The organism is Pseudocitrobacter sp. 73, assembly GCF_008369545.1.
Lineage (GTDB): Bacteria > Pseudomonadota > Gammaproteobacteria > Enterobacterales > Enterobacteriaceae > Pseudocitrobacter > Pseudocitrobacter vendiensis.
The window spans coordinates 78,003-103,008 of the sequence record NZ_VTZO01000013.1 but is presented as its reverse complement, the minus strand read 5'-3'; the positions used below and the strand labels follow the sequence as shown (position 1 = coordinate 103,008).

Genomic DNA, 25,006 nt, shown 5'->3' with positions numbered 1-25,006 from the left:
GACAGAAGCGGTTTTTTGGGTATAACCCTTCCAGCCTGGTACGGTTGTAGAGGCTAACATACTGGTCCTTTATTTAAGGGCTGAGATCTCATGCCATACGGCGTTTGCAGTCAGATGTGCTAAATCACCATTGGTAGAACAGCACGCGACCTGGTTCTTCCCATAACCACCAATTAACCCAGGGTCCGTTGGGCCATACAACGTAATATTGGGTCGATCCAGTGCCGCCGTTAAATGGCTAAGCCCCGTGTCCACCGAGACAACATAGTTTGCGCCAGCCAGAACATGTGCGATGGCTTCGAGGCTCAGGCGCGGCAGTACTTCGACATAATCAAATCCTTCCGCTAACCGCTTTGCCCGCGCTTCTTCGTGCGGCGCGCCCCACGGCAACTTCACCTTTAGCCCGCTCTCTTTCAGCAAGCCAATTAACTCTCGCCAGTGTGTTTCCGGCCAGTGTTTGTCATCGCGCGTGGTGGCATGCAGGAATACGACGTAAGGCTCGGTCGCGGTTTGCGTCAGGAAATGACGTGCAATCGCGTAATCACCCTGCGTTTGCGGCTTCGCGTAACCCAGGCTTTTAGCAAACAATTCACGCGTGCGTTCGACGGCGTGTTGCTGCTTCGCAATATGATGACGACGGTTATAGAACAGGCTTGCCAGCGGTTCGCGGGCAGTTTGCCAGTCCATGCCGTGCTTGATGCCGTGGGCCAGGCGTGTGACGAGCGCGGCGCTTTTCACCAGCCCCTGCGCATCAATCACCGCATCGTATTTCACCGCCTGAAGCGTCTCGCGAAACACTTTGCGCTCGGCTTTAATCGGCGCGGAGAACCACGCTTTGCGCCAGCGACGAATCGCCACCGGGATAACGCGCTCGACGGCTTCGTGCCACGAAGGGATCTGCGCGAACCCTTCCTCGACCACCCAGTCGAAGCGAATGCCCGGAATTGCCTGCATGGCGTCAGTCAGTGCGGGCAATGTATGCAATACGTCGCCCATCGAGGAGGTTTTTACGATCAATACCCGCATCCGTCAGGCTTCCTCGTCCAGCAGCAGGGCGTTCAGCTCTTCCAGCACACGGGCTGGTGTGATGTCGATCAGGCTTTGATGGTAGCCTTCTGCGGCATCACCTTTTCGCACTTTGTGGTAGCCGGTAATCAGACGAATGACGCGGGCTTTGTTCGACAGCGGCGGAGTGAAATCCGGGCTGCTGGGGCCGTAAAGGGCAACCAGCGGGCGGTTCAGGGCAGCGGCGACGTGCATGAGACCGGAGTCATTGGTGACAACCGCTTTGCAGGCGGCAATCAGGACCACAGCCTGTTCCAGCTGGGTTTCTCCGGCCAGGTTACGACACCATGCCTGCTGTTCGGTACTCAGCGCGGCGAGGATTTCATTGCCGGCCTCATGATCTTTCGCGGAGCCAAACAGCGCGATTTGATAGCCTTCGTCGATCAGCTGTTTCGCCAGTTCAGCGTAATGGTAGTGCGGCCAGCGCTTCGCCGGGCCGAACTCTGCGCCAGGGCAGAAGCCAATTATCGGGCGTTCAGAGGAGATATTGAAGGTGTTGCACATCTGCGATTTCTCGCCTTCGGCAACGTGCAACTGTGGCCACAGCAGCGGCTGCGGTAAATCTTTCGCGCAGCGCATCACGCCTTTATCAAAGGCCAGCGCCACATAACGCTCGACCATCAGCGGCCAGGCGTCTTTATCCAGTACGCGCGCGTCGTTGAGCAGGCCATAGCGCATTTCGCCACGCCAGCCTGTACGCAGAGGAATACCGGCAAAGAAGGGAACCAGTGCCGATTTAAACGAATTTGGCAGCACGTACGCGCGGTCATAGCGGCGGTTACGCAGGCTGTGACCCAGCCTGCGACGTTCGCCCAACTCCAGCGCCCCGTGGCCGAGCGGCATCGGGATCGCGTCGTTGACTTCCGGCATACGTGCTAAAAGCGGACGGCACCACGCGGGTGCCATCACATCAATGACAGCCTGGGGATAACGCGCCCTGAGCGTGCGATAGAGACTTTGCGACATCATCATGTCGCCCACCCATGATGGGCCAATCACCAGTATCTTCATGTTGGTTTCTTACGCGTCGCGGTTCAACCAGGCCATATATTCCGCCACACCTTCGGCAACGGTTTTGAACGGTTTGTCGTAACCCGCAGCACGCAGGTTAGTCAGGTCTGCCTGCGTATATGCCTGGTAGCGGCCTTTCAGTTTTTCCGGGAACGGAATGTATTCCAGCGTGCCTTTTTTGTGATACGCCAGTGCAGCATCCGCCACGGCCTGGAAGGATTCCGCGCGACCGGTACCCAGGTTGTAGATGCCGGATACACCGTTTTCCCAGAACCACAGGTTCACATCTGCCACGTCGCCCACATAGACGAAATCGCGTTTGAAGCCATCGCTGCCTTCGAACAGTTTCGGGCTTTCGCCGTTATTCAACTGAGTGTTGAGATGGAACGCCACGCTCGCCATGCTGCCTTTGTGGCCTTCGCGTGGGCCGTAGACGTTGAAGTAACGGAAGCCGACAATCGGCGAGTTCGCTTCTGGCAGGATCTGACGGACATATTCGTCGAACAGGAACTTCGAGTAGCCGTAAACGTTCAGCGGTTTCTCATATTCGCGGGATTCGATGAAGTCGCTGGTGCGACCGCCGTAGGTGGCTGCGGAAGAGGCGTACAGGAACGGAATTTCGCGCTCCAGGCAGTAGTGCAGCAGCTCTTTGGAGTACTGATAGTTGTTATCCATTATGTACTTGCCGTCCCACTCGGTGGTGGAAGAGCAGGCGCCTTCATGGAAGATAGCGTCGATTTCACCGAACTCTTCGCCCGCCATAATCTGGATCAGAAAATCTTCTTTATCCATATAATCGGCGATATCCAGGTCGACAAGGTTTACGAACTTAGTGCCGTCTTTCAGGTTATCTACCACCAGAATGTCGGTGATACCTTTGTCATTGAGCGCTTTAACGATGTTGCTGCCGATAAAGCCAGCGCCGCCGGTAACGATGATCATAAATGTAACCTTTGAAATGTGAGTACCCTGGACAATCCAGGGCGCTAATGACTCTTATCATAACATCACATCGACCCGCCTTCAGCCTTTCGCCGTCAAAGCCCCGGGCGACGCGTGATTTATGCTACAAAAAATGTAACTGGTGCTGCGTCATCTCGTACATACGTATAGCTTTAGGTAATATGTGCCGACATTTGCCGAATCTGGAGAGTTGCAATGCGTGGTGATTTTTACAAACAGTTAGCCGGTGACCTGGATACCGCCCGCGCGGAAGGGTTGTTTAAAGAAGAACGTATTATCACGTCAGCTCAGCAGGCGGATATCACCGTGGGTGATGGCAGCCACGTGATTAACTTCTGCGCCAATAACTACCTTGGCCTGGCGAACCATCCGGCGCTGATTGCCGCCGCGAAAGCGGGCCTCGACAGCCACGGTTTCGGTATGGCATCGGTGCGCTTTATTTGCGGCACCCAGGATAACCACAAAGTGCTGGAGCAGAAACTGGCGGAATTCCTTGGTATGGAAGACGCGATTCTCTATTCCTCCTGTTTTGACGCCAACGGCGGTCTGTTTGAAACGCTGCTCGGCCCGGAAGATGCGATTATCTCCGACGCCCTGAACCACGCCTCCATCATTGACGGTGTGCGCCTGTGTAAAGCGAAGCGCTTCCGCTACGCCAACAACGATATGCAGGAACTGGAAGCGCGTCTGAAAGAGGCGCGTGATGCCGGGGCGCGTCATGTACTGATCGCCACCGACGGCGTGTTCTCGATGGACGGCGTGATTGCCAACCTGAAAGGCGTCTGCGACCTGGCCGACAAGTACGATGCGCTGGTGATGGTCGATGACTCTCACGCCGTCGGTTTTGTTGGTGAAAACGGCCGTGGCTCCCACGAATATTGCGACGTGATGGGCCGTGTGGACATTATCACTGGCACGCTGGGCAAAGCGCTCGGTGGCGCATCCGGTGGCTACACCGCGGCGCGTAAAGAGGTGGTTGAGTGGCTGCGCCAGCGCTCTCGCCCGTATCTGTTCTCCAACTCGCTGGCCCCGGCGATTGTTTCAGCTTCTATCAAAGTGCTGGAAATGGTGGCGTCCGGCGCTGAACTGCGCGATCGCCTGTGGGCTAACGCCCGTCTGTTCCGTGAAAAAATGAGCGCCGCAGGGTTTACTCTGGCGGGTGCCGATCACGCAATTATCCCGGTAATGCTGGGCGATGCGGTTGTGGCGCAGGATTTCGCTCGCCTGCTGCAAAAAGAGGGGATCTACGTGACCGGTTTCTTCTATCCGGTAGTGCCGAAAGGTCAGGCGCGTATTCGCACCCAGATGTCGGCGGCACACTCCCCTGAACAAATCGAACGTGCGGTAGAAGCCTTTATCCGCATTGGTAAACAACTGGGCGTGATTGCCTGAGGAAGCCAGATGAAAGCGTTGTCGAAACTGAAAGCGGAAGAGGGGATCTGGATGACCGACGTGCCGAAACCGGACGTGGGCCATAACGATCTGCTGATTAAAATCCGTAAAACGGCGATTTGCGGTACGGATGTGCACATTTATAACTGGGATGAATGGTCGCAGAAAACCATCCCGGTTCCGATGGTGGTCGGTCATGAATATGTCGGCGAAGTGGTCGGCATTGGCCAGGAAGTGAAAGGCTTTAAAATCGGCGACCGCGTTTCCGGTGAAGGCCATATTACCTGCGGCCACTGCCGTAACTGCCGTGGCGGCCGCACGCACCTGTGCCGCAACACTATTGGCGTGGGCGTGAATCGTCCGGGCTGCTTCGCGGAATATCTGGTGATCCCGGCGTTCAACGCCTTCAAAATCCCGGATAACATTTCCGATGATTTAGCCTCTATTTTTGACCCGTTTGGTAACGCGGTACACACGGCACTCTCTTTCGACCTGGTCGGTGAGGATGTGCTGGTTTCCGGCGCAGGCCCGATTGGTGTGATGGCGGCGGCGGTCGCGAAACACGTCGGTGCGCGCAATGTTGTTATCACCGATGTGAATGAATACCGTCTGGACCTGGCGCGTAAAATGGGTGTCACCCGCGCGGTAAACGTCTCTAAAGAGAGCCTGACTGACGTAATGGCTGAACTCGGTATGACTGAAGGCTTTGACGTCGGCCTGGAAATGTCCGGTGCGCCAGCGGCCTTCCGCTCCATGCTCGACACCATGAACCATGGCGGGCGAATTGCGATGCTGGGTATTCCGCCGTCTGATATGTCGATCGACTGGACCAAAGTCATCTTCAAGGGGCTGTTTATCAAAGGGATTTATGGTCGTGAAATGTTCGAAACCTGGTACAAGATGGCGGCACTCATTCAGTCTGGTCTGGATTTAACGCCGATTATCACCCACCACTATGGTATTGATGATTTCCAGAAAGGCTTCGACGCTATGCGTTCGGGTCAGTCCGGTAAAGTCATCCTGAGCTGGGATTAAGGCTCATAGCCTCATGTCTCTTCAGACATGAGGCGTATTTCCTGAAGGTAATCTTAAAATCGCCTGATATATGTAAAACTTTGTCATTGTCATAAATGTTTCGTATTCGGGCATTAGTCTTATTTCATTACAAACCCCTCTGTTGCACGCTAATTCCTGTTTATAAAAATAAACTTCGCCGGATCGACGGAATGACGCCGAAATATCTTTCACCCTTAATTCAATCTTAAGGTGAGAAAGGTACAACGTAACCTACACGTTAAGGTGATCAGGTAATGAAAAAGATGAATAGCCCAGGGACACTCAGTGTCATCGTCCCCCTTTATAACGCAGGCGATGCATTTAAAGCCTGTATGGAATCGCTGCTGGCGCAAACCTGGACGGCGCTGGAAATTATCATTGTGAATGACGGCTCTACGGATAATTCTGTCGATATCGCAACCTGGTATGCCGAGAATTACCCACAGGTTCGTTTGGTGCATCAGGCTAACGCCGGGGCGTCGGTTGCCCGTAATCGCGGTCTGGAACTCGCACACGGCGAGTACATCGCGTTTGTGGATGCCGACGATGTGACGTATCCGCAGATGTATGAAACCCTGATGACCATGGCGTTGCAGGATAATCTCGACGTCGCGCAGTGCAATGCCGACTGGTGTGAACGTGAAACCGGCAAAACCTGGCAATCCATCCCGCAGGAACGCATCCGCTCAACCGGCGTGATGAGCGGCCCGGCGTGGCTGCGTATGGCGTTAGCCAGCCGTCGCTGGACGCATGTGGTCTGGATGGGTGTATATCGTCATGAATTAATTAAGCAATGTAATCTGAAATTTGTACCCGGACTGCATCATCAGGATATTCTCTGGTCGACGGAATTTATGTATAACGCTACACGTGCGCGATATACTGAAGAATCGTTGTATAAATATTTCCTGCATGATGTTTCGGTGAGCCGTAAAAAACGTTTTGGGCGTAAAAACCTTTCCTATCAACGCCATTATATTAAAATTACCCGCTTGCTGGATAAATTAAATCGTGATTATGCGGATAAAATTAAGATGCATCCCGAGTTTTACCAGCAAATAACCTATGAAGCATTGCGGGTTTGTCATGCGGTGCGTAAAGAGCAGGATGTGATTACGCGTAAAATGATGATTGCCGAGATATTTGCGTCCGGAATGTATAAACGGATGGTGGCTAATATTCGTAGCCCGAAGCTGGCGTATCAGGTGCTGTTGTGGTCGGTGCGGTTATACAGCTGGCAGGATCGCGGTCTGGCGAGCCGCAGGTTGGCACGAAAGGCGCTTAGCCTGCGTTGATGTTCAGCGAGATCTGTAGGCCCGGTAAGCGAAGCGCCACCGGGCATTTTCGCAGGTTACGGCTTATCCCAACCCTGCCACTGTAGCCGCAGGTACTGCATCACGGTACTGTTGCTGATGCTGTCCGCCATCACGGTAAAGAACTGGGTAGCGTAAACCGGCTCCGGCGCTTTCTTCGTTTTACACAGCTTCACGCCGCGGAACGGATTGCGCGGTGCGTCTGGCGTTGTGCCTTTCGGTGGCGTCAGATTTGGCGTGGAGGTGTCCACCTGTGGTTCGTTAAGCAGATCGCTCGGGCGTACCAGGGTGATATCCGACGGCAATGTGGGCAGCATCTGTTGCAGTACGCGCACGGTTGAGGGATGCGGGTGACCAATCGCAATCGCCGAACCATTACGGCGCGCCACTTCTACCGCCCGGTTAAACTGACGGCGAATATCGGCTTCGTTCTGCGTATCGTCGAGGAACACTTTGCGTTTAATCACCTTCACGCCCGTACCGCTGGCGGCGCGCATCGCCTGGCTGTTGCCAATCGTCATGCTATCGAGGAAATAAAGGTTATAGCGGCTCAGCGCCTGCATCACTTTCTGCATGCCGAACAGGCTTGAGGTCATCGCGCTGCCCATGTGGTTGTTCAACCCCACGGCATAAGGCACTTTGTTTACCGCTTCGCGAATGATGCGTTCGATTTCATCACTGCTCATTTCCGGACGCAGCGTGTCTCTTTCCAGCGGCTGCTTGCTGAGTGGCGCCATCGGCAGATGGATGAGCACTTCATGCCCGCTGTTATGCGCTTTGGTGGCCATTTCATGGGCATGTGGCGCATTGGGGAGAACGGCGACGGAAACGGCTGACGGCATTGCCAGCACCTGATTTTCGTTGTGCGGGCGATAGCCAAAATCATCAATGACAATCGCCAGCTTCCCCGCAAAGACTGGCGCCGCTAAGGTGAGGGCGCCAAGAAGAAGGATCCTGCGAAATTGAAGCAAACTTATCTTCCCAACCACGGCAGTGGATTGACCGCCTGACCCTGGCGGCGAATTTCGAAATAGAGCGACGGTCGGCCCTGACCTCCGCTGTTACCAACCAGCGCAATCGGCTGTCCGGCGCGAACCTGCGTACCTACGCTGACCAGCGCACTCTGATTATAGCCGTAAAGACTCATATCGCCTTTCCCGTGCTCAACCACTACGACTAAACCGTAACCCTGCAACCAGTCGGCCAGAATGACGCGACCATCGGCGATGGCTTTAACCTCAGTACCTTCGGAGGCGCTGATCACCATCCCTTTCCAGCGGAGCTCGCCCTGCAACTGTTCGCCATAGCGGTGCAGCGTAGTGCCGCGAACCGGCCAGTAGGCCTGACCTCTCGGTGCGCCGAGGCCGCCAGTACGCGACATCAGTGAGCGTTCGCTTTCGGTAGGTTTGTAGGTTTTGCCTTTGCTGGTGGCTTCTTTCTGACGGTCGCGAACCGCATCAGCTTCGCGGGCTTCGCGATCGGCGCGCGCTCTAGCTGCGGCAGCTGCGCGGGCGATGCTGTTACGCAAACGGGATTCGTTAGCCCGCAGTTCACTTAACTGCTGCTGACCTTTCTGGATAGAGGACTCAAGCCCGGCGATAGTTTTCTGCCGTTCGCTGCGCGCCTGCTCAAGTTTCGCCTGCTGCGCTTTTTGTTCATACAGCAGGGTTTGTTGCTGGCTTTGTTTCTCTTCCAGCTCTGCTTTCTGCGTGGTAACCAGTTCGCGTGTCTGTTTCAGCTCAGCGATGGTCTCCTGGCGCGCCTGGTTAAGGTAGCCAAAGTAAGCCTGCAAGCGCTGGCCGCGCTGGCTCTCTTCACCGCTGAGAATGAGCTGAATACCGGTGTGTTCACCCTGACGGAATGCGGCGTCGAGCTGAGCGGCAAGATTACGCTCCTGCGTGGCGCGTTGTGCTTCCAGCTTCGCAATCGAGGCGTTCATTTCGTCGATTTGCTTATTGAGCTGCGTTAGCGTGGCTTGCGTTTCGCGAAGCTGACGCGCGGCGGCGGCGATGGCCTGATCCTGCGCTTTCAGTTGCGCGAGCAGAGAGGAACGTTGCTGTTGTTGCTGGCGTACTGCGCGCTCTTTAGCGGCAATATCGGCCTGAATAGATTGGAGCTGCGAGCGATCGTCGGCGTGGGCAGATGACGCGCACAGCAATACGCCAGCGCTGAGTGCGCTGGCGTATAATGTGGACCGCAGCGTAACCGCGGCACCTTTAAGTACAAAAATCGCCTTTCCCCTCATGGGGAGGGATTATTCCACGATGAACAGCGGCTTACCAGTCATCTCTTTCGGGATTTCCATGCCCATCAGCGTCAACATGGTCGGCGCGATATCGGAAAGCTTACCACCATCGACAGCTTTCAGATTTTTCTCGCCAACGTAGATCAGCGGAACGGGCAGGTTGGTATGTGCTGTGTGCGCCTGGCCGGTAGCCGGATCACGCATCTGTTCTGCGTTACCGTGGTCTGCGGTGATGAGCAGTTGGCCACCAACAGATTCAACCGCTTTGGCAACCTGATCAACACAATTATCCAGTGCTTCAACGGCTTTGATTGCCGCATCCATCACACCGGTGTGGCCAACCATGTCGCCGTTCGGGTAGTTACAAATGATGGTGTCGTATTTACCGCTCTTGATTGCCGCGACCAGTTTTTCGGTCAGCTCTTCGGAGCTCATTTCTGGCTGCAAATCATAGGTAGCGACTTTCGGGGAGTTGATCAGAATACGGTCTTCGCCTTTGAACGGTTCTTCTACGCCGCCGTTAAAGAAGAAGGTGACGTGTGCGTATTTTTCCGTTTCGGAGATACGCAACTGGGTTTTGTCGTTCTTCGCCATCCACTCGCCGAAGGTATTTGCCAGAGATGCTGGCGGATACGCGCACGGTGCTTTGATGTCGGCAGCGTATTCGGTCAACTGGATGAAGTCGCCCAGTTTCACTTCTTTCTGACGTTTGAAACCGTCGAAATCAGCGTTTACGAAGGCGCGGGTGATTTCACGCGCACGGTCAGCACGGAAGTTCATGAAAATCAGCGCATCGCCGTCTTCCATTGCGGCATCGGCCTGGCCTGCGGCGCGGATAACGGTCGCTTTCACGAATTCATCGTTTTCATCACGCGCGTAGGCTGCCTGCAGGCCTTCTACCGCGGTGTCGAACTGGAACTCGCCTTTGGCCTGGGTCATCAGGTTGTAGGCTTGTTCAACGCGATCCCAACGGTTGTCGCGGTCCATGGCGTAGTAACGACCAATGATGGACGCCACGCGGCCTTTGCCCAGTGCGGCAAATTTGTCTTCGAATTTTTTCAGTGAACCTTCAGCGCTACGCGGCGGGGTGTCGCGGCCATCCAGGAAAGCGTGCAGATAGATTTTTTCCGCACCGCGTTCGGCGGCCAGTTCAACCATCGCCAGAATGTGATCTTCGTGGCTATGAACGCCGCCCGCAGAAAGCAGACCCATGATGTGCACGGCTTTGCCTGCTTTCGCGGCTTTATCGACTGCGCCGCACAGAACCGGGTTAGCGAAGAAAGTGCGTTCTTTAATTTCCACGTCGAGACGGGTCAGGTCCTGATACACGATACGGCCTGCGCCCAGGTTAACGTGACCGACTTCGGAGTTGCCCATCTGACGATCCGGCAGGCCAACTTCCAGACCGGATGCGTCGATCAGGGTGTGAGGACGTTTTGCCCACAGAGCGTCCATGACAGGGGTTTTTGCGCTGAAGATAGCGTTATCCTGGTGTTCTTCGCGATAGCCGTAGCCATCAAGGATTACCAGTACCATAGGTTTTTTAGAAACCGACATTGCGACAACCTCATGCTCGAAGGAGATAAAAAATTTTGCGTAATTTTACTACAGCTGAATCGATCAAACAGCCACTGAAGATCAAAAAAAGAGGAAGGATTAAGCAATGAAAGGGCGCTTTTGTGGCATTTTTTCCGGAGTACGCCGCAGAAAATGCATTACATCGCGCGGCCTGGCTGTATTTGCTCCACTGCACAGGTATACTCCTTCCCTGGTTTTTTAATCATTAAGTCGGGAGTCGTTACCCCCCATGCAAGAAATTATGCAATTTGTTAGCCGTCATCCTGTGCTGAGCATCGCATGGATCGCCTTACTGGTGGCCGTTCTGTTCACCACATTCAAAGGCCTGGCGTCTAAAGTTAAAGTGATCACCCGCGGTGAAGCTACACGTCTTATCAACAAAGAAGACGCGGTGGTTGTCGACCTGCGTCAGCGCGATGATTTCCGTAAAGGCCACATCGCAGGCTCTGTTAACCTGCTGCCGGCGGAAGTGAAAGCCAACAACGTGGGTGAGTTAGACAAGCACAAGAACAAGCCGGTGATCGTCACCGACGCCTCTGGCATGCAGGCTCAGGAATCAGCAAACGCGCTGCTTAAAGCGGGTTTTGAACAGGTTTATGTGCTTAAAGAAGGTATTGCAGGCTGGAGCGGCGAAAATCTTCCTTTAGTTCGCGGTAAGTAAGGATAATTGTCATGGCTACTATCGAAATCTACACCAAAGCGACCTGCCCGTTCTGCCATCGTGCAAAAGCATTGCTGAGCAGCAAAGGCGTTACTTTCCAGGAGCTGCCGATCGATGGCGACGTGGAAAAACGCGAAGAGATGATTAAGCGCAGTGGCCGCACGACGGTTCCGCAGATTTTTATTGATGCACAGCACATTGGCGGCTGTGATGACTTGTATGCGCTTGATGCACGTGGTGGACTTGATCCCCTGCTGTAATAGCGCATGTGCGTGAGCGTCACGCCGACACGTATCGGCCTGAAGAATAACGCGTATTTTAAGGACAACACGAAAGGGTTTTTACACATGTCTGAGCAAAACAACACTGAAATGAATTTCCAGATCCAGCGTATCTACACCAAGGACGTATCTTTCGAAGCGCCAAATGCGCCGCACGTTTTCCAGAAAGATTGGCAACCAGAGGTTAAACTTGATCTTGATACGGCTTCCAACCAACTGGCGGAAGGCGTGTTTGAAGTGGTGCTGCGTGTCACCGTAACGGCGACGCTGGGCGAAGAAACGGGCTTCCTGTGTGAAGTTCAGCAGGGCGGTATTTTCTCCATCGAAGGTATCGAAGGTACTCAGATGGCGCACTGCCTGGGTGCATACTGCCCGAACATTCTGTTCCCGTATGCGCGTGAATGCATCACCAGCCTGGTTTCCCGTGGGACTTTCCCGCAGCTGAACCTTGCGCCGGTTAACTTTGATGCGCTGTTCATGAACTATTTGCAGCAGCAGTCCGGTGAAGGTGCAGAACAACATCAGGATGCCTGATGAACGCACTTAATGCTTCAATGACTGTGATCGGTGCCGGCTCGTACGGCACCGCTCTTGCCATCACGCTGGCAAGAAACGGCCACCAGGTCGTACTCTGGGGCCACGATCCTGAACATATCGCGACCTTACAGCGTGACCGCTGCAACGTGGCGTTTCTTCCCGATGTTCCCTTCCCGGATTCACTGCACCTCGAAAGCGATCTCGCGACGGCGCTGGCCGCCAGCCGCAATGTGCTGGTGGTGGTGCCGAGCCATGTCTTTGGTCTGGTGCTGCGCCAGATGAAACCGCTGATGCGCAGCGATGCGCGCGTGGTGTGGGCGACGAAAGGGCTGGAAGCGGAAACGGGGCGTCTGTTGCAGGACGTCGCGCGCGAAGCCCTTGGCGATGATATCCCGCTGGCGGTCATCTCCGGGCCGACGTTTGCCAAAGAGCTGGCGGCCGGTTTGCCGACCGCGATCTCCCTGGCATCAACCGATCCGGTATTTGCTGATGACTTGCAGCAACTGCTGCACTGCGGCAAAAGCTTCCGCGTTTACAGCAACCCTGATTTTATCGGCGTACAGCTGGGCGGCGCGGTGAAAAACGTCATTGCCATTGGCGCGGGGATCTCTGACGGCATCGGTTTTGGCGCGAATGCCCGTACGGCGCTGATCACCCGTGGTCTGACCGAAATGTCACGGCTGGGTGCCGCACTGGGCGCCGATCCTGTCACCTTTATGGGGATGGCAGGGCTGGGCGATCTGGTACTGACCTGTACTGACAACCAGTCGCGTAACCGTCGTTTCGGCATGGCGCTCGGCCAGGGCGCAGACGTTCAGGATGCGCAGGATAAAATCGGCCAGGTGGTCGAAGGTTACCGTAATACCAAAGAAGTTCGCGAATTGGCGCACCGTGTGGGTGTCGAAATGCCAATAACCGAGGAAATTTATCAGGTATTATATTGCGGAAAAAGCGCGCGCGAGGCAGCATTGACGTTATTAGGTCGTGCTCGCAAGGACGAACGCAGCGGCAAGTAAATACAGGAAACCTTTGTCACCTTAAATGACCCGGCCGGCACAGAACTGGCCGGTCATTCATCATCGTCTGGAGTATGCAATGTCGTGTGAAGAACTGGAGATTGTCTGGAACAACATTAAAGCTGAAGCCCGGGCACTGGCCGATTGTGAGCCGATGCTGGCCAGCTTTTATCACGCGACGCTACTCAAGCATGAAAATCTCGGCAGCGCCCTCAGCTACATGTTAGCCAATAAACTGGCATCGCCGATTATGCCTGCTATCGCCATTCGCGAAGTGGTTGAAGAGGCCTACGCGGCTGACCCGGAAATGATCGCTTCTGCCGCTTGTGATATTCAGGCGGTGCGCACGCGCGACCCGGCGGTAGATAAATACTCAACGCCGCTGCTTTATCTTAAAGGTTTTCACGCGTTGCAGGCCTACCGAATCGGCCACTGGCTGTGGTTGCAGGGGCGTCGCGCGCTGGCGATTTTCCTGCAAAATCAGGTCTCTGTGACGTTCCAGGTTGATATTCACCCGGCTGCGAAAATCGGCCGCGGCATTATGCTCGACCACGCTACCGGGATCGTCGTGGGTGAAACGGCGGTGATTGAAAACGACGTCTCGATTCTGCAATCCGTCACCCTTGGCGGTACCGGGAAAACCAGCGGCGATCGTCACCCGAAAATCCGCGAAGGCGTAATGATTGGCGCAGGCGCGAAAATTCTTGGCAATATTGAAGTTGGTCGCGGTGCGAAAATTGGCGCGGGCTCTGTGGTTTTGCAACCGGTGCCGCCGCATACGACCGCCGCAGGCGTACCGGCACGTATTGTCGGTAAGCCAGACAGCGATAAGCCATCGATGGATATGGACCAGCACTTCAACGGCATTCACCATACGTTTGAGTATGGCGACGGGATTTGATTTAACCGCGTAAAATGGCGCCCGGATATCCCAACTGGCGCCATGCTTCATACACCACTACCGATACCGCGTTAGACAGGTTCATGCTGCGGCTGTCCGGCATCATCGGAATACGAATTTTTTGTTCTGGCGGCAGGGCATCCAGAATAGACGCTGGCAGGCCGCGCGTTTCCGGGCCAAACATCAGATAGTCGCCATCCTGGTAGCTCACCGCGCTGTGCGCAGGCGTACCTTTGGTGGTCAGGGCAAACAGACGCTGGGGTTTCTCTGCCTCAAAAAACGCGTCATAGTTTTGATAACGCGTGACAGCAGTAAATTCGTGATAATCCAGCCCCGCGCGGCGCAGACGCTTATCGTCCCAGGTAAAACCCATCGGTTCGATGATGTGCAGACGAAAGCCGGTATTGGCGCAAAGGCGGATGATATTGCCGGTATTTGGCGGAATTTCTGGTTCGAATAAAACGATGTTAAGCATGCTGCCCCCTTAAGTGCGGTGGGCAGGATAGCAGAAAATAACGTCACCCTCACCCTAACCCTCTCCCTGAGGGAGAGGGGACAGATAGTGCAGGGTGAGGGTTTTCTCCCTCTCCCTGTGGGAGAGGGCCGGGGTGAGGGGCCTACGCCGCATTCCCCTTCGTCAGTGGCGCCAGCGCCGCAGGCAAGGTTTTCCCCAGTTCCTGCACAAGCGAATCACGGCTGATTTCGCTGATCGTTTTCGCGCCCGTCAGCGTCATCGCCACCTTCATCTCTTTCTCAATCAGGCTCAGCAGATTGGCTACGCCCGCCTGGCCCGCCGTGGCAAGCGCATAAAGATATGCGCGGCCCAGCAGAACGGTATCTGCGCCCAGGGCAATCATGCGCACCACGTCCAGCCCGTTACGAATACCGCTGTCGGCCAGAATCGCGATATCGCCTTTTACGGCATCGGCAATCGCAGGCAGCGCGCGGGCAGAGGAGAGTACGCCATCCAGCTGGCGGCCACCATGGTTGGAAACCACAATACCGTCTGCGCCAAAGCGTACCGCATCGCGCGCATCTTCCGGGTCGAGGATCCCTTTGATCACCATCGGGCCATCCCAGAATTCACGGATCCACTCCAGGTCTTTCCACGAAATGGACGGATCGAAGTTGTTCGCCAGCCAGCCGATGTAATCTTCCAGTCCGGTCGGTTTGCCGAGGTAGGCGGAGATATTACCCAGATCGTGCGGACGCCCGTTCAGGCCCACATCCCACGACCATTGTGGATGCGTGACAGCCTGCCAGTAGCGGCGCATTGCGGCATTTGGGCCGCTCATGCCTGAGTGGGCATCACGATAACGAGCGCCCGGTGTTGGCATATCAACCGTAAACACCAACGTGGAGCAGCCCGCCGCTTTTGCGCGTTCCAGCGCGTTACGCATAAAACCCCGGTCGCGCAGCACGTATAGCTGGAACCACATCGGGCGCTTGATGGTAGGCGCGACCTCTTCGATGGGGCAAACAGATACAGTAGAGAGCGTGAATGGAATACCGTGCGCATCGGCAGCTGCCGCAGCCTGTACCTCGCCGCGACGTGCGTACATACCGCACAGGCCCACCGGCGCAAGGGCGACCGGCATAGAGAGCTTTTCGTTAAACAGCGTAGTTTCCAGGCTGAGGTCGGCCATGTTCTTCAGTACGCGCTGGCGCAGGGCGACCTGAGATAAATCTTCCACGTTGCGGCGTAGGGTATATTCCGCATACGCGCCGCCATCGATGTAGTGGAACAGGAACGGCGGCAGAATGCGCTCGGCGGCGGCACGGTAGTCACTCGCGGCTGAAATAATCATGCTTTTTTCTCCCTGGAATTTTCAGCGTGGTCGTCGGGCAGGCGGGTGATGCGTGCCTGGCGAGCCAGATCTTCATCAAAACGTTTAATGGTGGTGTGAACGAAACCTAGATGGGCCATCATCGCCTGGCGTGCGCCTTCGGCGTCACCGGCCACAATGGCATCAAGAATGGCCTGATGTTGTTCGGTCAGGCGGGCGAAGACCGGCGGCACCAGATACATGCGCTGACGGCTCAGTTTGACTGAGGATTGCAGCAAGTCGAAGAAACCGCGCATGGTTTGCAGTAGCACCACGTTGTGCGAGGCTTCGGCAATCGCCAGATGAAAACGCACATCGGCCTGCGAGGCGAGATCCGGGTCTTCACTGAGCGTCGCTTCAAAGCAGAGGGCGATTTTCTCTTTGTCGGCATCCGTTGCGCGCATGGCGGCGTGCCAGGCGGTGCTGCCTTCAATGGCGTGTCGCGCTTCCAGAATATCGAAGCTGTAATCCGGGTCATCGGCCAGCAGCGTTTTTAGCGGCTGAACGATGTTTTGCTCTGACCACGCTTCATGTGGCCAGCGCACAAACGTGCCGCCGCCGCGACGGCTGAGCAGCACGCCTTCACTGACCAGTGTCGCCAGCGCCTCGCGCAGGGAATTGCGCGACACGCCAAGCTGAGCGGCTAACTGGCGTTCAGCGGGCAACTTCATGCCCGCCTCCAGCTGTTGTTCTTCAATCAGCGCCCGCACGCGAGAGGCAATCTCGTCGGACAGGCGTCTGGGCATCACTATCATGGGATCATCCAGGTTAAGACATAGGCCTGAAGCGTGGTAATTACGCCCACCATGCAGGTGAAAATCAGGCTGTGTTTCACGGTAAAGCGGAACAGATCGGACTCTTTGCCCACCAGACCCACTGCCGCACAGGCGATGGCGATGGACTGTGGCGAAATCATCTTGCCAGTAACGCCGCCGGTGGTATTGGCAGCAACCAGCAGTACGTCAGAAACGCCAATCTGCTGTGCGGCGGTGGCCTGCAACGCGGCAAACAGGGCGTTGGATGAGGTGTCTGAACCGGTCAGGAAAACGCCCAGCCAGCCGAGGAACGGCGAGAAGAAGGTAAATGCATGCCCGGTATGGGCCAGTGCCAGCGCCAGCGTTGAAGAGAGGCCGGAGTAGTTCGAGATAAACGCGAAGGCCAGCACCATCCCGATGGAGTAGATAGGCAGCGCCAGTTCTTTCAGTGTGGTACCGAAAGTGCTGATAGCGTCTTTCGGCTTCATGCGCAGCCAGACGATAGAGAGCAGCGCGGCAAACAGAATCGCTGTACCTGTAGCCGACAGCCAGTCGAATTTGTAGACCGCCGCGTAGGCCGTAGCTTCGCTCACAACAGGCGGCATGCGGGCCACGAGTTTGTCGAGGAACGGAACCGGAATATTAATTACAAACTCGTACATCGCCCCGCCCGGTGCGAAGAGGGCTTTAAACGGCGGAATACTCCACAGCGTAACGGTGGCGGTCAGGAACAGGAAGGGTGACCAGGCGCGAACAATCTGCCCGGCGGTATAATTGGTGCGCGCCAGCGTCTGATCGACCTGTGATGCGCCCATATCGCCAAAGCGGAAGATACGTACCGGCTGCCAGCGTTTCAGGAACAGCGTCAGGCACACCAGAGAAACCAGCGAAGAGATAATATCTGGCAGCTCCGGGCCAATAAAGTTAGAGCTCAGGTACTGGGCAATCGCGAACGAACCGCCCGCAACCATCACCGCAGGCCAGGTTTCTTTAATCCCGCGCCAGCCGTCCATAATCGCCATGATCCAGAACAGCACGATAATCGTCAGGAACGGCAACTGGCGACCCACCATCTGGCCAATCTCAAAGCTATCCAGACCGGTGACCTGCCCGGCAACCAGAATCGGGATGCCCATCGCGCCAAAGGCGACCGGCGCGGTGTTGACGATCAGACACAGACCCGCGGCATACAGCGGGTTAAAGCCTAAACCGACCAACAGCGCAGCGGTAATGGCTACCGGAGCGCCAAATCCCGCGGCCCCTTCAAGGAAAGCACCGAAGGAGAAACCAACGATCAGCATCTGTAAACGCTGGTCGGGTGTAATTGACAATATTGATGAACGGATGATGTCGAACTGCCCGGTTTTCACCGAAATTTTGTAGACAAAAACGGCGGCGATGATGATCCAGGCAATCGGCCACAGGCCGTAGAAGAAGCCATACACCACCGATGCCAGGGCGTTATCCACCGGCATTTTGTAGAACAGCAGGGCGACGGCGAGCGCGATGGCGACGGTCCAGCTGGCGGCGATGTAGCCTTTCAGCTTGAGCTTAATCAGCGCGAAGAAGAAAAAGAGGATCGGAAGCGATGCTATCAGGCTCGACAGCCAGATGTTATTGGCCGGGTCGTAGTTTTGTTGCCAGAGGCTCATTGTGCAGGTCTCCTGGGGGCCTAAACCCGTTTCGCGGTGAGTCTGCGCTCATCTCGGCGTCACAGATTTTGTAAAAGTGGCCCTTCCAATGTGATGGTGTAGGGATAATGACAATGAATGGTTAACTAATTGTTATGTTCTAGCAACGGTATTGTATGAATAAATAGCGAAAATGTGAACCACTGGAAGGAAAGATGAGAATTGGTTGGGCCAATTGGCAGGCGAAAAGAAAAGGGCAACTCAGTTAACGAGTTGCCCTTATTAGCATCAGTTTAACGACTTTTTACCACTGAATACCTGCGCCGATGGCGGCAGAATATTCACCCTGGCTATTGGTACTACCCTGTAATTTATAGACCCAGCGACCATTCGCGCTGACCATTGAGACGCCTAATGCCACGGCAGATTCACCGTTATAAGAGCCGCCACCAATCGATGCCATGCTGGCTCCTGGTGAATAGGCTTGAGGCAGGCCGGTCATGGCCATTGCGGAGGCAATCCCGCCGCTCAGCTTGCTTTCCGTTTTGGACAGTTTGCTATCCATCTGCGCCATCCGCTGATCGGTGTATTGCTTGGTTTCCTGGACGCTTTGTTTCAACTGCGCGTAGTTAACCGCGTCGTTGTTTTCCACGCCAGCGGACACGTTGCTGATACGCGTTGTCCCTCCGTTGCCGCCGCCAAGCGTGATATTACTGTAGTCGATAGACCCGTCCGCTTTGGTGTCGTAACGTACGCTGCCCGCTTCAGAAGACTTCAACTGCGAAACGTTAACGGCATCGGTATCATTGATACCGGCAGCCACGTTGGTGATTCTGCGTTGGTTGGTTGAGGAGCCGACGGAGACGGTATTTGCTTCATTGGCGACAGACCCGGTCCCCAGCGCCACGCTGTTGTCAGCGGCGGCAATGGAGCCTGAGCCCATCGCAACACTGTCTGCACCCTGCGCATTGGCATCCGCGCCGGTGCTGTTGGCCTTGAAGTACTTGGTGCTGCCGGTGGTGATAATGTCGCCCATTCCGTTCTCAAGGTCAGTCACACGGGTATCGAGATTGCTGACCTGATTGTTGAGATACGAGATGTTCTGGGTGTTTTGCGACACACGCTCATCCGTCACTTTCAACTGACCCACGTTGACGGCATCGGTATCTGCCGAACCCGCTGCAACGTTAGTGATCTGGCGCTGACCGTCTTCGCTACCTACGGAGAATTCACCGACGGAGTTTTGCGGTGCGTCCATATTGTAAGCGGTATAGCCTGTCTGAGCCCCGCGCGTGGTTTGAGAACCGTTACCCATCGCAATACTATTCGCGTGATTTGCCTGGGCGTAGCTCCCTATCGCGATACCGTTGATGGCATCTGCCATCACCAGTGTATTCAGGCCAATACCAATACCGGCATTGCCGTTAACGATAGTTTTCGCGCCCATTGCCAGCGAGTCTTCACCGATAGCCAGTGAGTCTTCCGCCGTTGAATTGGCGTGATAGTATTTGGTCGGCGTGGTCGCGACTGCACCAATCGCATTCTGCAACTGGCGAACCGTAACGGCGTCATGGGCTTCAGAACCATCGGCTACGTTGATGATTTGACGATACTTACCGTCGTCACCGATCGACAGCGCGCCAAGCAGTTCGCCGTCAGTTGTGTCGTAACCGATCTCGACCCCATTTTCCGTCACGCGGGTATTACGGGAGCCTGTCTCAATGACACGGCTGGAAACGGAGCTGCTACCCAGCGCGATACCTGTTTCAACGCTGCTATAGCTGTCCTGACCGATGGCCACGCTGCTATCGCCTTTGGCCACAGAGTTATACCCCACGGCGGTAGAGCCAATACCCGCTGCGCTGGCATCGGTGAAGGTTAAACCGGTGTCATTGGTGCGGACGTAGTTAATACCTGCACCGTTTTCTTCGATATAGGTGTTGTCGGTATTCCCGGCGAGTTGATTAATGATCTCACTGTTTTGAGTGATCAACATATTGGTGGCGTACAACTGAGAACCATTGACCGCGTCGGTACTGGTATCCGAAATCGTACCGGCTGCGACGTTGGTGATCTTGCTGGTGGCCTCGGAACCATGAGCAGCACTGAATGCGCCCGCGGTGTTATCCCATTGCAGCGCATCCTCGCCAAGACTGTCCACAACGTCAGTCAGATTGGTGATATTGGTGGTGTTAGTGGCAATGTTGGTGGTGTTAGTCGCCACATTGTCGTTCGTGGCTTTTAACTGAGCGCCGTTCACGGCATCGGTGCTGTCATCACTGAGTTCACCTGCGGCAACGTTGGTGATTTTAGCGGTGGTTTCCGTGCCGTGTGCCGCGCTAAATGCGCCCGCTGTGCTATCCCACTGCAGAGCATCAGCCAGAGAAGCGCTGGTGGACGTGTTAATTGCCGTCAGTGCATCGCCGATACTGTTGTAACTTACACCGTCGATGGTATAGGTAGGGCCTGTAAAGGTCCCATTGGCATCAACTGTGGCGTTCCCCCCGAATGAGTTGGCGATAGAGCTACTCAAATCATAGAGTTGCCCACCGTTAATGGCATCGGTGCTGGATGATGACACTGTCCCTGCGGCGACATTCGTAATTTTATTGAGGGTATTGGCACCGTGAGAGGCACTGAATGCGCCTGCCGCACTGTCCCACAGCAGAGCATCATCGCCAAGGCTGTCCACGGCGTCGGTCAGGTTGGTGATATTGGTGGTGTTGGTGGCGATGTTGGTGGTGTTAGCCGCCACGTCGTCATTGGTGGCTTTTAACTGTGAGCCGTTAACCGCATCGGTACTGGTGTCAGTGAGATCGCCCGCTTTGACGTTAGCGATTTTACTGGTGGCCTCAGAGCCGTGCGCCGCACTGAAGTGCCCTGCCGTATTATCCCATAGCAGTGCATCACCCAAAGAGGTTCCAATTGAAGTATTAATCGCTGACAGGGCATCACCAACACTGTTGTAGCTTGTACCGTCAATGGTATAGCTCGGGCCTGTAAAGTTCCCATTCGCATCAACGGAGGCATTTCCCCCTAAGTAGCTGGCGACGGAGCTGCTTAAGCCATAGAGTTGCCCACCATTAATGGCATCGGTACTGGATGATGACACCGCCCCGGCTGCGACATTGGTAATTTTATTAATGGTGCTGCCGCTATGCGCGGCGCTGAATGCGCCTGCGGCGTCATCCCATTTCAGGGCGTCTTCACCGAGGTTAGTCACCGTATCAGTCAGGTTAGTGATATTGGTGGTGTTGCCAGCCACTTCGCTCGTCAGGTTAGTGATGTTGGTGGTGTTGGTCGCCACGTTATCGTTAGTGGTTTTCAACTGAGAACCGTTAACGGCGTCGGTGCTGGTGGCGGAAAGGTCGCCAGCGGTGACGTTAGTGATTTTGCTGGTGGCATCTGTACCATGTGCCGCACTATATCCCTTTTTAAGGGTGTCCCATTGTATCGTATTCGTGTTTAGATCCGCTAAGGCGTCGCCAACATTGCCATAAATACCATTTTTCAGTCTGTAATTCGGGGAAGTCACGACGCCCTGTGAATTGACGGTCGCACCTCCACCAAGATTATCCGCTACTGACTTACTGATAGCATAAAGCTGTGATCCATTGATGGCATCAGTACTGTTAGTATCGATATCACCTTTTGCCATATTGACAATTTTTCGCTGAACGGTTGTGTTACCCACAGAAACGGTATCCGCTTCAGTCGCGACAGAACCAGCACCCAGAGCAATTGAATTTTTACCTTGAGCAGTGGCCTGAGCACCAATTGCAATGCCATTTTCTAAACCGGCATAACTGCCTTGTCCAAGAGCAATGGCATTTGCCCCACCGGTAATACTCCCATTTCCCAGTGCGATTGCATTTACGCCGTCAGCTTTATTCCCCTGACCGATGGCAATGGCGCCCGCAGCGATTGCCTGGCTTTGGTTACCCAGAGCAATCGTGTTATCGGTATTAGCAATACTCCCGTAGCCCAACGCGATACTGTTAAGCCCATTTGCCTCCGCTTTAGTACCCACTGCCGTCGCATTTTCAGCGGCTTCGGTCTCAGCGCCAATCGCAACCGCGTTAGCGGCGCTGGCGACGGACAGTCTCCCGAATGCAAGGGCATTCGCAGCACTTGCTACCGTATCCTTGCCCAACGCCACGGCGCCTTCACCTTTAGCTTGAGCAGAGTTTCCTAACGCGATGGTATAATCGCTGGTCGCTTTAGCCGCACTGCCGATGGCGATGGATCGGCTACCAGTCGAAGAAGTTGCTTGCCCTAAGGCTACCGATCTTTCTCCTGATGAGATACTTGAGAAGCCAATTGCGGTACTTCCCATCCCTGCGTTCGCTTTTGCCCCGATCGCAACACTTCCCGTGCTTGTAGGTCCTGTGCCGTTTGAATTTGATGATGCGACTGCCTCCTTACCAATGGCAATCCAGTTATCACTCAGTGGCGTTGCCTCTGCGCTTTTACCACCGTCAAGTGAAACCGAAGCATTGGCCCCAACTGATGAGAGTAATCCACCCGCAACCAATGCAGAAATTAACAGCTTACTGCGCCCGCTCTTCTTTCCACGACTTTTCGCCGTTTCGCTGGCAACGCTATAGCTGCCCGTCGCAGGATTCCAGATAACTTTAAATATTTTGTTCATTCGTGATGCTCTCTATTCCTTGATATAAGCGCAGAAGCTGCATTTATTTTTTGTTTTTCCGCTGCCGGGTTTCAGCAGGTTGAACAGTGTCGAACTGGAGATTGGCCATGTTGATGGACAATTTCAGATACTTCAGGTTATTAGGTGAAACGCCTTTTAATGTCAGGTTAATGTCTTGCCATTGACCAGGCATTAATTGTAGGGTGGAGTTCATGGTGGTGTTGAAAAGCAGTTGCTGCCATTTCGCCAGTGCGTTGATATCGACAGGGCGCTCATTTCCCCACGTGGCATTGAAACCGATATTTGATACAGGAACGCTTAATAAGTTGACCAGCGAGATGCGAATAACGCTGCCGTTCTCGATGGCATCGATTGATAAGATGCGCCCGGCTAAACCCACTGAGCCATTATTCAGGATGAAATATTTTGTTTGCGCGGGATTAAATTCTGTGAAGACAAATTCGTCCTGTTTGTTTTTAATTGCTCTTATAATGGTCGAAAGTGCCTTGTCATTGGATGACATTGCAAGTTGTTGTTTTTCAATTATTTCAATTTTATTTTTGTATTGTTCCTGCTGTTTTTCAATTGCAGCAATTTGATTTTTTTGTTGCTCTTGTTGTTTGGCAAGATCGTTAATAAGCGTTGTTTTTTCAACATAATCACATCCTGTTGAGGCAACGAGAAAAAATGTAAATGAAACACGTAACAACGCACTATTGATATTCATATAATGAATCCCTTCATGGTCAAACTAAAGACATAGACGATGTAATCATTTTATGAATGATTTACGCGTCGTATGTTCGCAATGGGTTCTGCAAAGAGTGAGTGTAAAAAGGTTGCATCGCGAACAAGCGATCTATTATCAAAAAAATATAAATTGCAGCCAAAGATATTAATCGCGCGGATTTTAATGATCGGTGCAGTTGAGTGTCAAATATTTAATGGTATCGGCAAACAAAGAGGATTTGTTTTTATTCATTTTATTGATGTTTTAATCTAGAAATTATAATTTTATTTGATAATCATATGAAAATAATATGGTTTTAAGCCGATTAATTTGAGTATTCATTTAGGAGGGGTATGTATTGGCATTTTGCAGACAACGCATTTTCGGAATTTTGCCTGAAAAATACCGCAGGTAAACAGGTGAGTTGTTTAAGAAAGGTGAATAGATTTAGCGGAATTTCCCCACAAAATTACGCTCCTGTAAAAAAACAGGAGCGTAAAGCAAGAGGGCAAGCAACGTTGATATCGACGTGAAAGAAAATCAGAACGCCGTTTTTGAGAAACCGGTCATTACCTGCAGGCCCATTTCACGGCCCAGTGCCGTCATTGGGTGAACCACAATCAGCCCGCGCACGCTTTTCTTCAGCTTGCCCATATCAGCCTGTTCTTTCTTGGTGATCGGACGGCTGAACGCCATTTTGGTGAGCTTTTGGGCCTCTTTACTGAGCTTCTGGGTATGAACCTCACGCAGACGCGCGATTTCCACTTCCAGTTTCTCTTTCTCGCTTTCGAGCTCGGCATACTTCTCGGCGTTTTCGACCAGCGACAGTTCTGCCTGCTGATGACGGATGGCGTCCAGGCGGTCGCTCAGGCGTTTAATTTCGTTTTTTTCGATTTCTTTCATTTGGCGTATATCTGATAAAAAATGACGTAATAGTGGGTAGTATGCGCGACAGCGTTCATAACCGATAGCGAAGAATCGTAAAAAGTCACCTTTTGTCGCGATCTCTCATGCTGCATATAAGAACTAATATTATGAATTTATTATGAATTATTGAAAAGTGTTAGACAGGTCTCTTTTTGACGTTTTGCCAACAAGAATACGCACATTTACCCCAAACGCGTCACTCTAAATTGGTCATTCTTAAAGCAGGAATCATGAGGAGGATGACGTTATGGGCAAACTGGGTGAAAACGTACCGCTTGTCATCGATAAAGCCATAGATTTTATGGCATCCAGTCAGGCATTTATGGAGTACCTGAAAAAATCGCCTCGCCTGAGCCACGTACCGGAGGAAATCCCGGAAGAGAAAGCGGCGATATTTCTGGAGCGATTAGAGCACTATCGCAAACTTTATCAGCCGGTCGAAAACCAGGCGAAAGAAGTTTGAGTCC

The 25,006-nt window shown here is 53.9% G+C and carries 22 protein-coding genes; 9 read left to right on the top strand and 13 right to left on the bottom strand.

All coding sequences use genetic code 11. The annotated features are described in order from the left end of the window. Positions 1-69 precede the first annotated feature (69 nt). From rfaC to rfaD, 3 genes are read right to left on the bottom strand one after another with little or no spacing between them, the layout of a single operon-like run. Entirely contained in the window at positions 70-1,026 is a 957-nt protein-coding gene (gene rfaC, locus F0Q32_RS14840; RefSeq protein ID WP_149463697.1) for a lipopolysaccharide heptosyltransferase RfaC, read from the bottom strand. Between the two features lie 3 nt (positions 1,027-1,029). Continuing rightward, on the bottom strand, positions 1,030-2,076 hold the full coding sequence (rfaF, locus tag F0Q32_RS14835) for an ADP-heptose--LPS heptosyltransferase RfaF (protein ID WP_149463696.1): 1,047 nt from the start codon (positions 2,074-2,076) through the stop codon (positions 1,030-1,032). A 9-nt stretch (positions 2,077-2,085) separates the two neighbouring features. Further along, on the bottom strand, positions 2,086-3,018 hold the full coding sequence (gene rfaD / locus F0Q32_RS14830) for an ADP-glyceromanno-heptose 6-epimerase (protein WP_149463695.1): 933 nt from the start codon (positions 3,016-3,018) through the stop codon (positions 2,086-2,088). Positions 3,019-3,234: 216 nt separating this feature from the next. On the opposite strand from rfaD, the gene kbl reads away from it, so the two are divergent. The 3 genes from kbl (at position 3,235) to F0Q32_RS14815 (ending at position 6,782) form a co-directional block, all read left to right on the top strand. Beyond that, on the top strand, positions 3,235-4,431 hold the full coding sequence (gene kbl / locus F0Q32_RS14825) for a glycine C-acetyltransferase (protein ID WP_149463694.1): 1,197 nt from the start codon (positions 3,235-3,237) through the stop codon (positions 4,429-4,431). A 9-nt stretch (positions 4,432-4,440) separates the two neighbouring features. Then, the gene (gene tdh / locus F0Q32_RS14820; protein WP_149463693.1) at positions 4,441-5,466 is read left to right on the top strand and encodes an L-threonine 3-dehydrogenase; all 1,026 of its coding nucleotides are present in this window, start codon (positions 4,441-4,443) and stop codon (positions 5,464-5,466) included. Between the two features lie 284 nt (positions 5,467-5,750). Next, the gene (locus tag F0Q32_RS14815) at positions 5,751-6,782 is read left to right on the top strand and encodes a glycosyltransferase (RefSeq protein ID WP_149463826.1); all 1,032 of its coding nucleotides are present in this window, start codon (positions 5,751-5,753) and stop codon (positions 6,780-6,782) included. A gap of 56 nt (positions 6,783-6,838) precedes the next feature. On the opposite strand, the gene F0Q32_RS14810 is transcribed toward F0Q32_RS14815, so the two are convergent. Genes F0Q32_RS14810 through gpmM form a run of 3 tightly spaced genes read right to left on the bottom strand, consistent with a single transcriptional unit; the run spans position 6,839 to position 10,602 of the window. Continuing rightward, a complete protein-coding gene (locus F0Q32_RS14810) occupies positions 6,839-7,771 on the bottom strand; it encodes a divergent polysaccharide deacetylase family protein (RefSeq protein ID WP_149463692.1) in 933 nt (310 codons plus the stop codon). Between the two features lie 2 nt (positions 7,772-7,773). Next, on the bottom strand, positions 7,774-9,045 hold the full coding sequence (gene envC, locus F0Q32_RS14805) for a murein hydrolase activator EnvC (protein ID WP_149463691.1): 1,272 nt from the start codon (positions 9,043-9,045) through the stop codon (positions 7,774-7,776). A 9-nt stretch (positions 9,046-9,054) separates the two neighbouring features. Then, positions 9,055-10,602, bottom strand: a complete 1,548-nt coding sequence (gpmM, locus tag F0Q32_RS14800; protein ID WP_149463690.1) for a 2,3-bisphosphoglycerate-independent phosphoglycerate mutase — start codon at positions 10,600-10,602, stop codon at positions 9,055-9,057. 250 nt (positions 10,603-10,852) lie between these two features. Between gpmM and F0Q32_RS14795 the strand changes: the two genes are divergently transcribed. The 5 genes from F0Q32_RS14795 (at position 10,853) to cysE (ending at position 14,019) form a co-directional block, all read left to right on the top strand. Continuing rightward, positions 10,853-11,284, top strand: coding sequence for a rhodanese-like domain-containing protein (locus F0Q32_RS14795; protein WP_149463689.1), 432 nt, complete (start codon positions 10,853-10,855; stop codon positions 11,282-11,284). An 11-nt stretch (positions 11,285-11,295) separates the two neighbouring features. Next, complete coding sequence (gene grxC / locus F0Q32_RS14790; RefSeq protein WP_149463688.1) at positions 11,296-11,544, top strand: glutaredoxin 3; 249 nt, start codon at positions 11,296-11,298, stop codon at positions 11,542-11,544. Positions 11,545-11,631: 87 nt separating this feature from the next. Then, positions 11,632-12,099 (top strand): protein-export chaperone SecB, encoded by a 468-nt coding sequence (gene secB, locus F0Q32_RS14785; RefSeq protein WP_041686358.1) that lies wholly within the window; start codon positions 11,632-11,634, stop codon positions 12,097-12,099. Next, on the top strand, positions 12,099-13,118 hold the full coding sequence (gene gpsA, locus F0Q32_RS14780) for an NAD(P)H-dependent glycerol-3-phosphate dehydrogenase (protein ID WP_149463687.1): 1,020 nt from the start codon (positions 12,099-12,101) through the stop codon (positions 13,116-13,118). The genes secB and gpsA overlap by 1 nt, the downstream gene beginning before the upstream one ends. A 79-nt stretch (positions 13,119-13,197) precedes the next feature. Beyond that, on the top strand, positions 13,198-14,019 hold the full coding sequence (gene cysE, locus F0Q32_RS14775) for a serine O-acetyltransferase (protein WP_015962494.1): 822 nt from the start codon (positions 13,198-13,200) through the stop codon (positions 14,017-14,019). 1 nt (position 14,020) lies between these two features. On the opposite strand, the gene trmL is transcribed toward cysE, so the two are convergent. The 7 genes from trmL to F0Q32_RS14740 form a co-directional block, all read right to left on the bottom strand. Further along, on the bottom strand, positions 14,021-14,494 hold the full coding sequence (gene trmL, locus F0Q32_RS14770; RefSeq protein ID WP_015962495.1) for a tRNA (uridine(34)/cytosine(34)/5-carboxymethylaminomethyluridine(34)-2'-O)-methyltransferase TrmL: 474 nt from the start codon (positions 14,492-14,494) through the stop codon (positions 14,021-14,023). A gap of 142 nt (positions 14,495-14,636) precedes the next feature. Next, positions 14,637-15,827, bottom strand: a complete 1,191-nt coding sequence (gene lldD, locus F0Q32_RS14765; protein ID WP_149463686.1) for a quinone-dependent L-lactate dehydrogenase — start codon at positions 15,825-15,827, stop codon at positions 14,637-14,639. Next, a complete protein-coding gene (lldR, locus tag F0Q32_RS14760; RefSeq protein ID WP_149463685.1) occupies positions 15,824-16,600 on the bottom strand; it encodes a transcriptional regulator LldR in 777 nt (258 codons plus the stop codon). Before lldR ends, lldD begins: the two co-directional genes overlap by 4 nt. Further along, the gene (gene lldP / locus F0Q32_RS14755) at positions 16,597-18,252 is read right to left on the bottom strand and encodes an L-lactate permease (RefSeq protein WP_149463684.1); all 1,656 of its coding nucleotides are present in this window, start codon (positions 18,250-18,252) and stop codon (positions 16,597-16,599) included. The genes lldR and lldP overlap by 4 nt, the downstream gene beginning before the upstream one ends. Before the next feature lie 283 nt (positions 18,253-18,535). After that, positions 18,536-22,882, bottom strand: coding sequence for a YadA-like family protein (locus tag F0Q32_RS14750; protein ID WP_149463683.1), 4,347 nt, complete (start codon positions 22,880-22,882; stop codon positions 18,536-18,538). A gap of 43 nt (positions 22,883-22,925) precedes the next feature. Then, positions 22,926-23,609 (bottom strand): DUF3251 domain-containing protein, encoded by a 684-nt coding sequence (locus tag F0Q32_RS14745; protein ID WP_149463682.1) that lies wholly within the window; start codon positions 23,607-23,609, stop codon positions 22,926-22,928. Between the two features lie 543 nt (positions 23,610-24,152). After that, positions 24,153-24,515 (bottom strand): YibL family ribosome-associated protein, encoded by a 363-nt coding sequence (locus F0Q32_RS14740; RefSeq protein ID WP_149463681.1) that lies wholly within the window; start codon positions 24,513-24,515, stop codon positions 24,153-24,155. Between the two features lie 271 nt (positions 24,516-24,786). On the opposite strand from F0Q32_RS14740, the gene F0Q32_RS14735 reads away from it, so the two are divergent. Further along, positions 24,787-25,002, top strand: coding sequence for a hypothetical protein (locus F0Q32_RS14735; RefSeq protein ID WP_149463680.1), 216 nt, complete (start codon positions 24,787-24,789; stop codon positions 25,000-25,002). Positions 25,003-25,006: the final 4 nt, after the last annotated feature.

Bases quoted from the DNA above. Each gene is read 5' to 3' on its own strand.
- gpmM (WP_149463690.1), bottom strand. From the start codon at position 10,602: ATGTCGGTTTCTAAAAAACCTATGGTACTGGTAATCCTTGATGGCTAC.
- lldR (WP_149463685.1), bottom strand. From the start codon at position 16,600: ATGATAGTGATGCCCAGACGCCTGTCCGACGAGATTGCCTCTCGCGTG.
- F0Q32_RS14740 (WP_149463681.1), bottom strand. From the start codon at position 24,515: ATGAAAGAAATCGAAAAAAACGAAATTAAACGCCTGAGCGACCGCCTG.
- kbl (WP_149463694.1), top strand. From the start codon at position 3,235: ATGCGTGGTGATTTTTACAAACAGTTAGCCGGTGACCTGGATACCGCC.
- F0Q32_RS14795 (WP_149463689.1), top strand. From the start codon at position 10,853: ATGCAAGAAATTATGCAATTTGTTAGCCGTCATCCTGTGCTGAGCATC.
- F0Q32_RS14750 (WP_149463683.1), bottom strand. From the start codon at position 22,882: ATGAACAAAATATTTAAAGTTATCTGGAATCCTGCGACGGGCAGCTAT.
- F0Q32_RS14815 (WP_149463826.1), top strand. From the start codon at position 5,751: ATGAATAGCCCAGGGACACTCAGTGTCATCGTCCCCCTTTATAACGCA.
- rfaC (WP_149463697.1), bottom strand. From the start codon at position 1,026: ATGCGGGTATTGATCGTAAAAACCTCCTCGATGGGCGACGTATTGCAT.
- cysE (WP_015962494.1), top strand. From the start codon at position 13,198: ATGTCGTGTGAAGAACTGGAGATTGTCTGGAACAACATTAAAGCTGAA.
- rfaF (WP_149463696.1), bottom strand. From the start codon at position 2,076: ATGAAGATACTGGTGATTGGCCCATCATGGGTGGGCGACATGATGATG.
- F0Q32_RS14745 (WP_149463682.1), bottom strand. From the start codon at position 23,609: ATGAATATCAATAGTGCGTTGTTACGTGTTTCATTTACATTTTTTCTC.
- tdh (WP_149463693.1), top strand. From the start codon at position 4,441: ATGAAAGCGTTGTCGAAACTGAAAGCGGAAGAGGGGATCTGGATGACC.
- grxC (WP_149463688.1), top strand. From the start codon at position 11,296: ATGGCTACTATCGAAATCTACACCAAAGCGACCTGCCCGTTCTGCCAT.
- rfaD (WP_149463695.1), bottom strand. From the start codon at position 3,018: ATGATCATCGTTACCGGCGGCGCTGGCTTTATCGGCAGCAACATCGTT.
- lldP (WP_149463684.1), bottom strand. From the start codon at position 18,252: ATGAGCCTCTGGCAACAAAACTACGACCCGGCCAATAACATCTGGCTG.
- secB (WP_041686358.1), top strand. From the start codon at position 11,632: ATGTCTGAGCAAAACAACACTGAAATGAATTTCCAGATCCAGCGTATC.
- F0Q32_RS14735 (WP_149463680.1), top strand. From the start codon at position 24,787: ATGGGCAAACTGGGTGAAAACGTACCGCTTGTCATCGATAAAGCCATA.
- lldD (WP_149463686.1), bottom strand. From the start codon at position 15,827: ATGATTATTTCAGCCGCGAGTGACTACCGTGCCGCCGCCGAGCGCATT.
- gpsA (WP_149463687.1), top strand. From the start codon at position 12,099: ATGAACGCACTTAATGCTTCAATGACTGTGATCGGTGCCGGCTCGTAC.
- trmL (WP_015962495.1), bottom strand. From the start codon at position 14,494: ATGCTTAACATCGTTTTATTCGAACCAGAAATTCCGCCAAATACCGGC.
- envC (WP_149463691.1), bottom strand. From the start codon at position 9,045: ATGAGGGGAAAGGCGATTTTTGTACTTAAAGGTGCCGCGGTTACGCTG.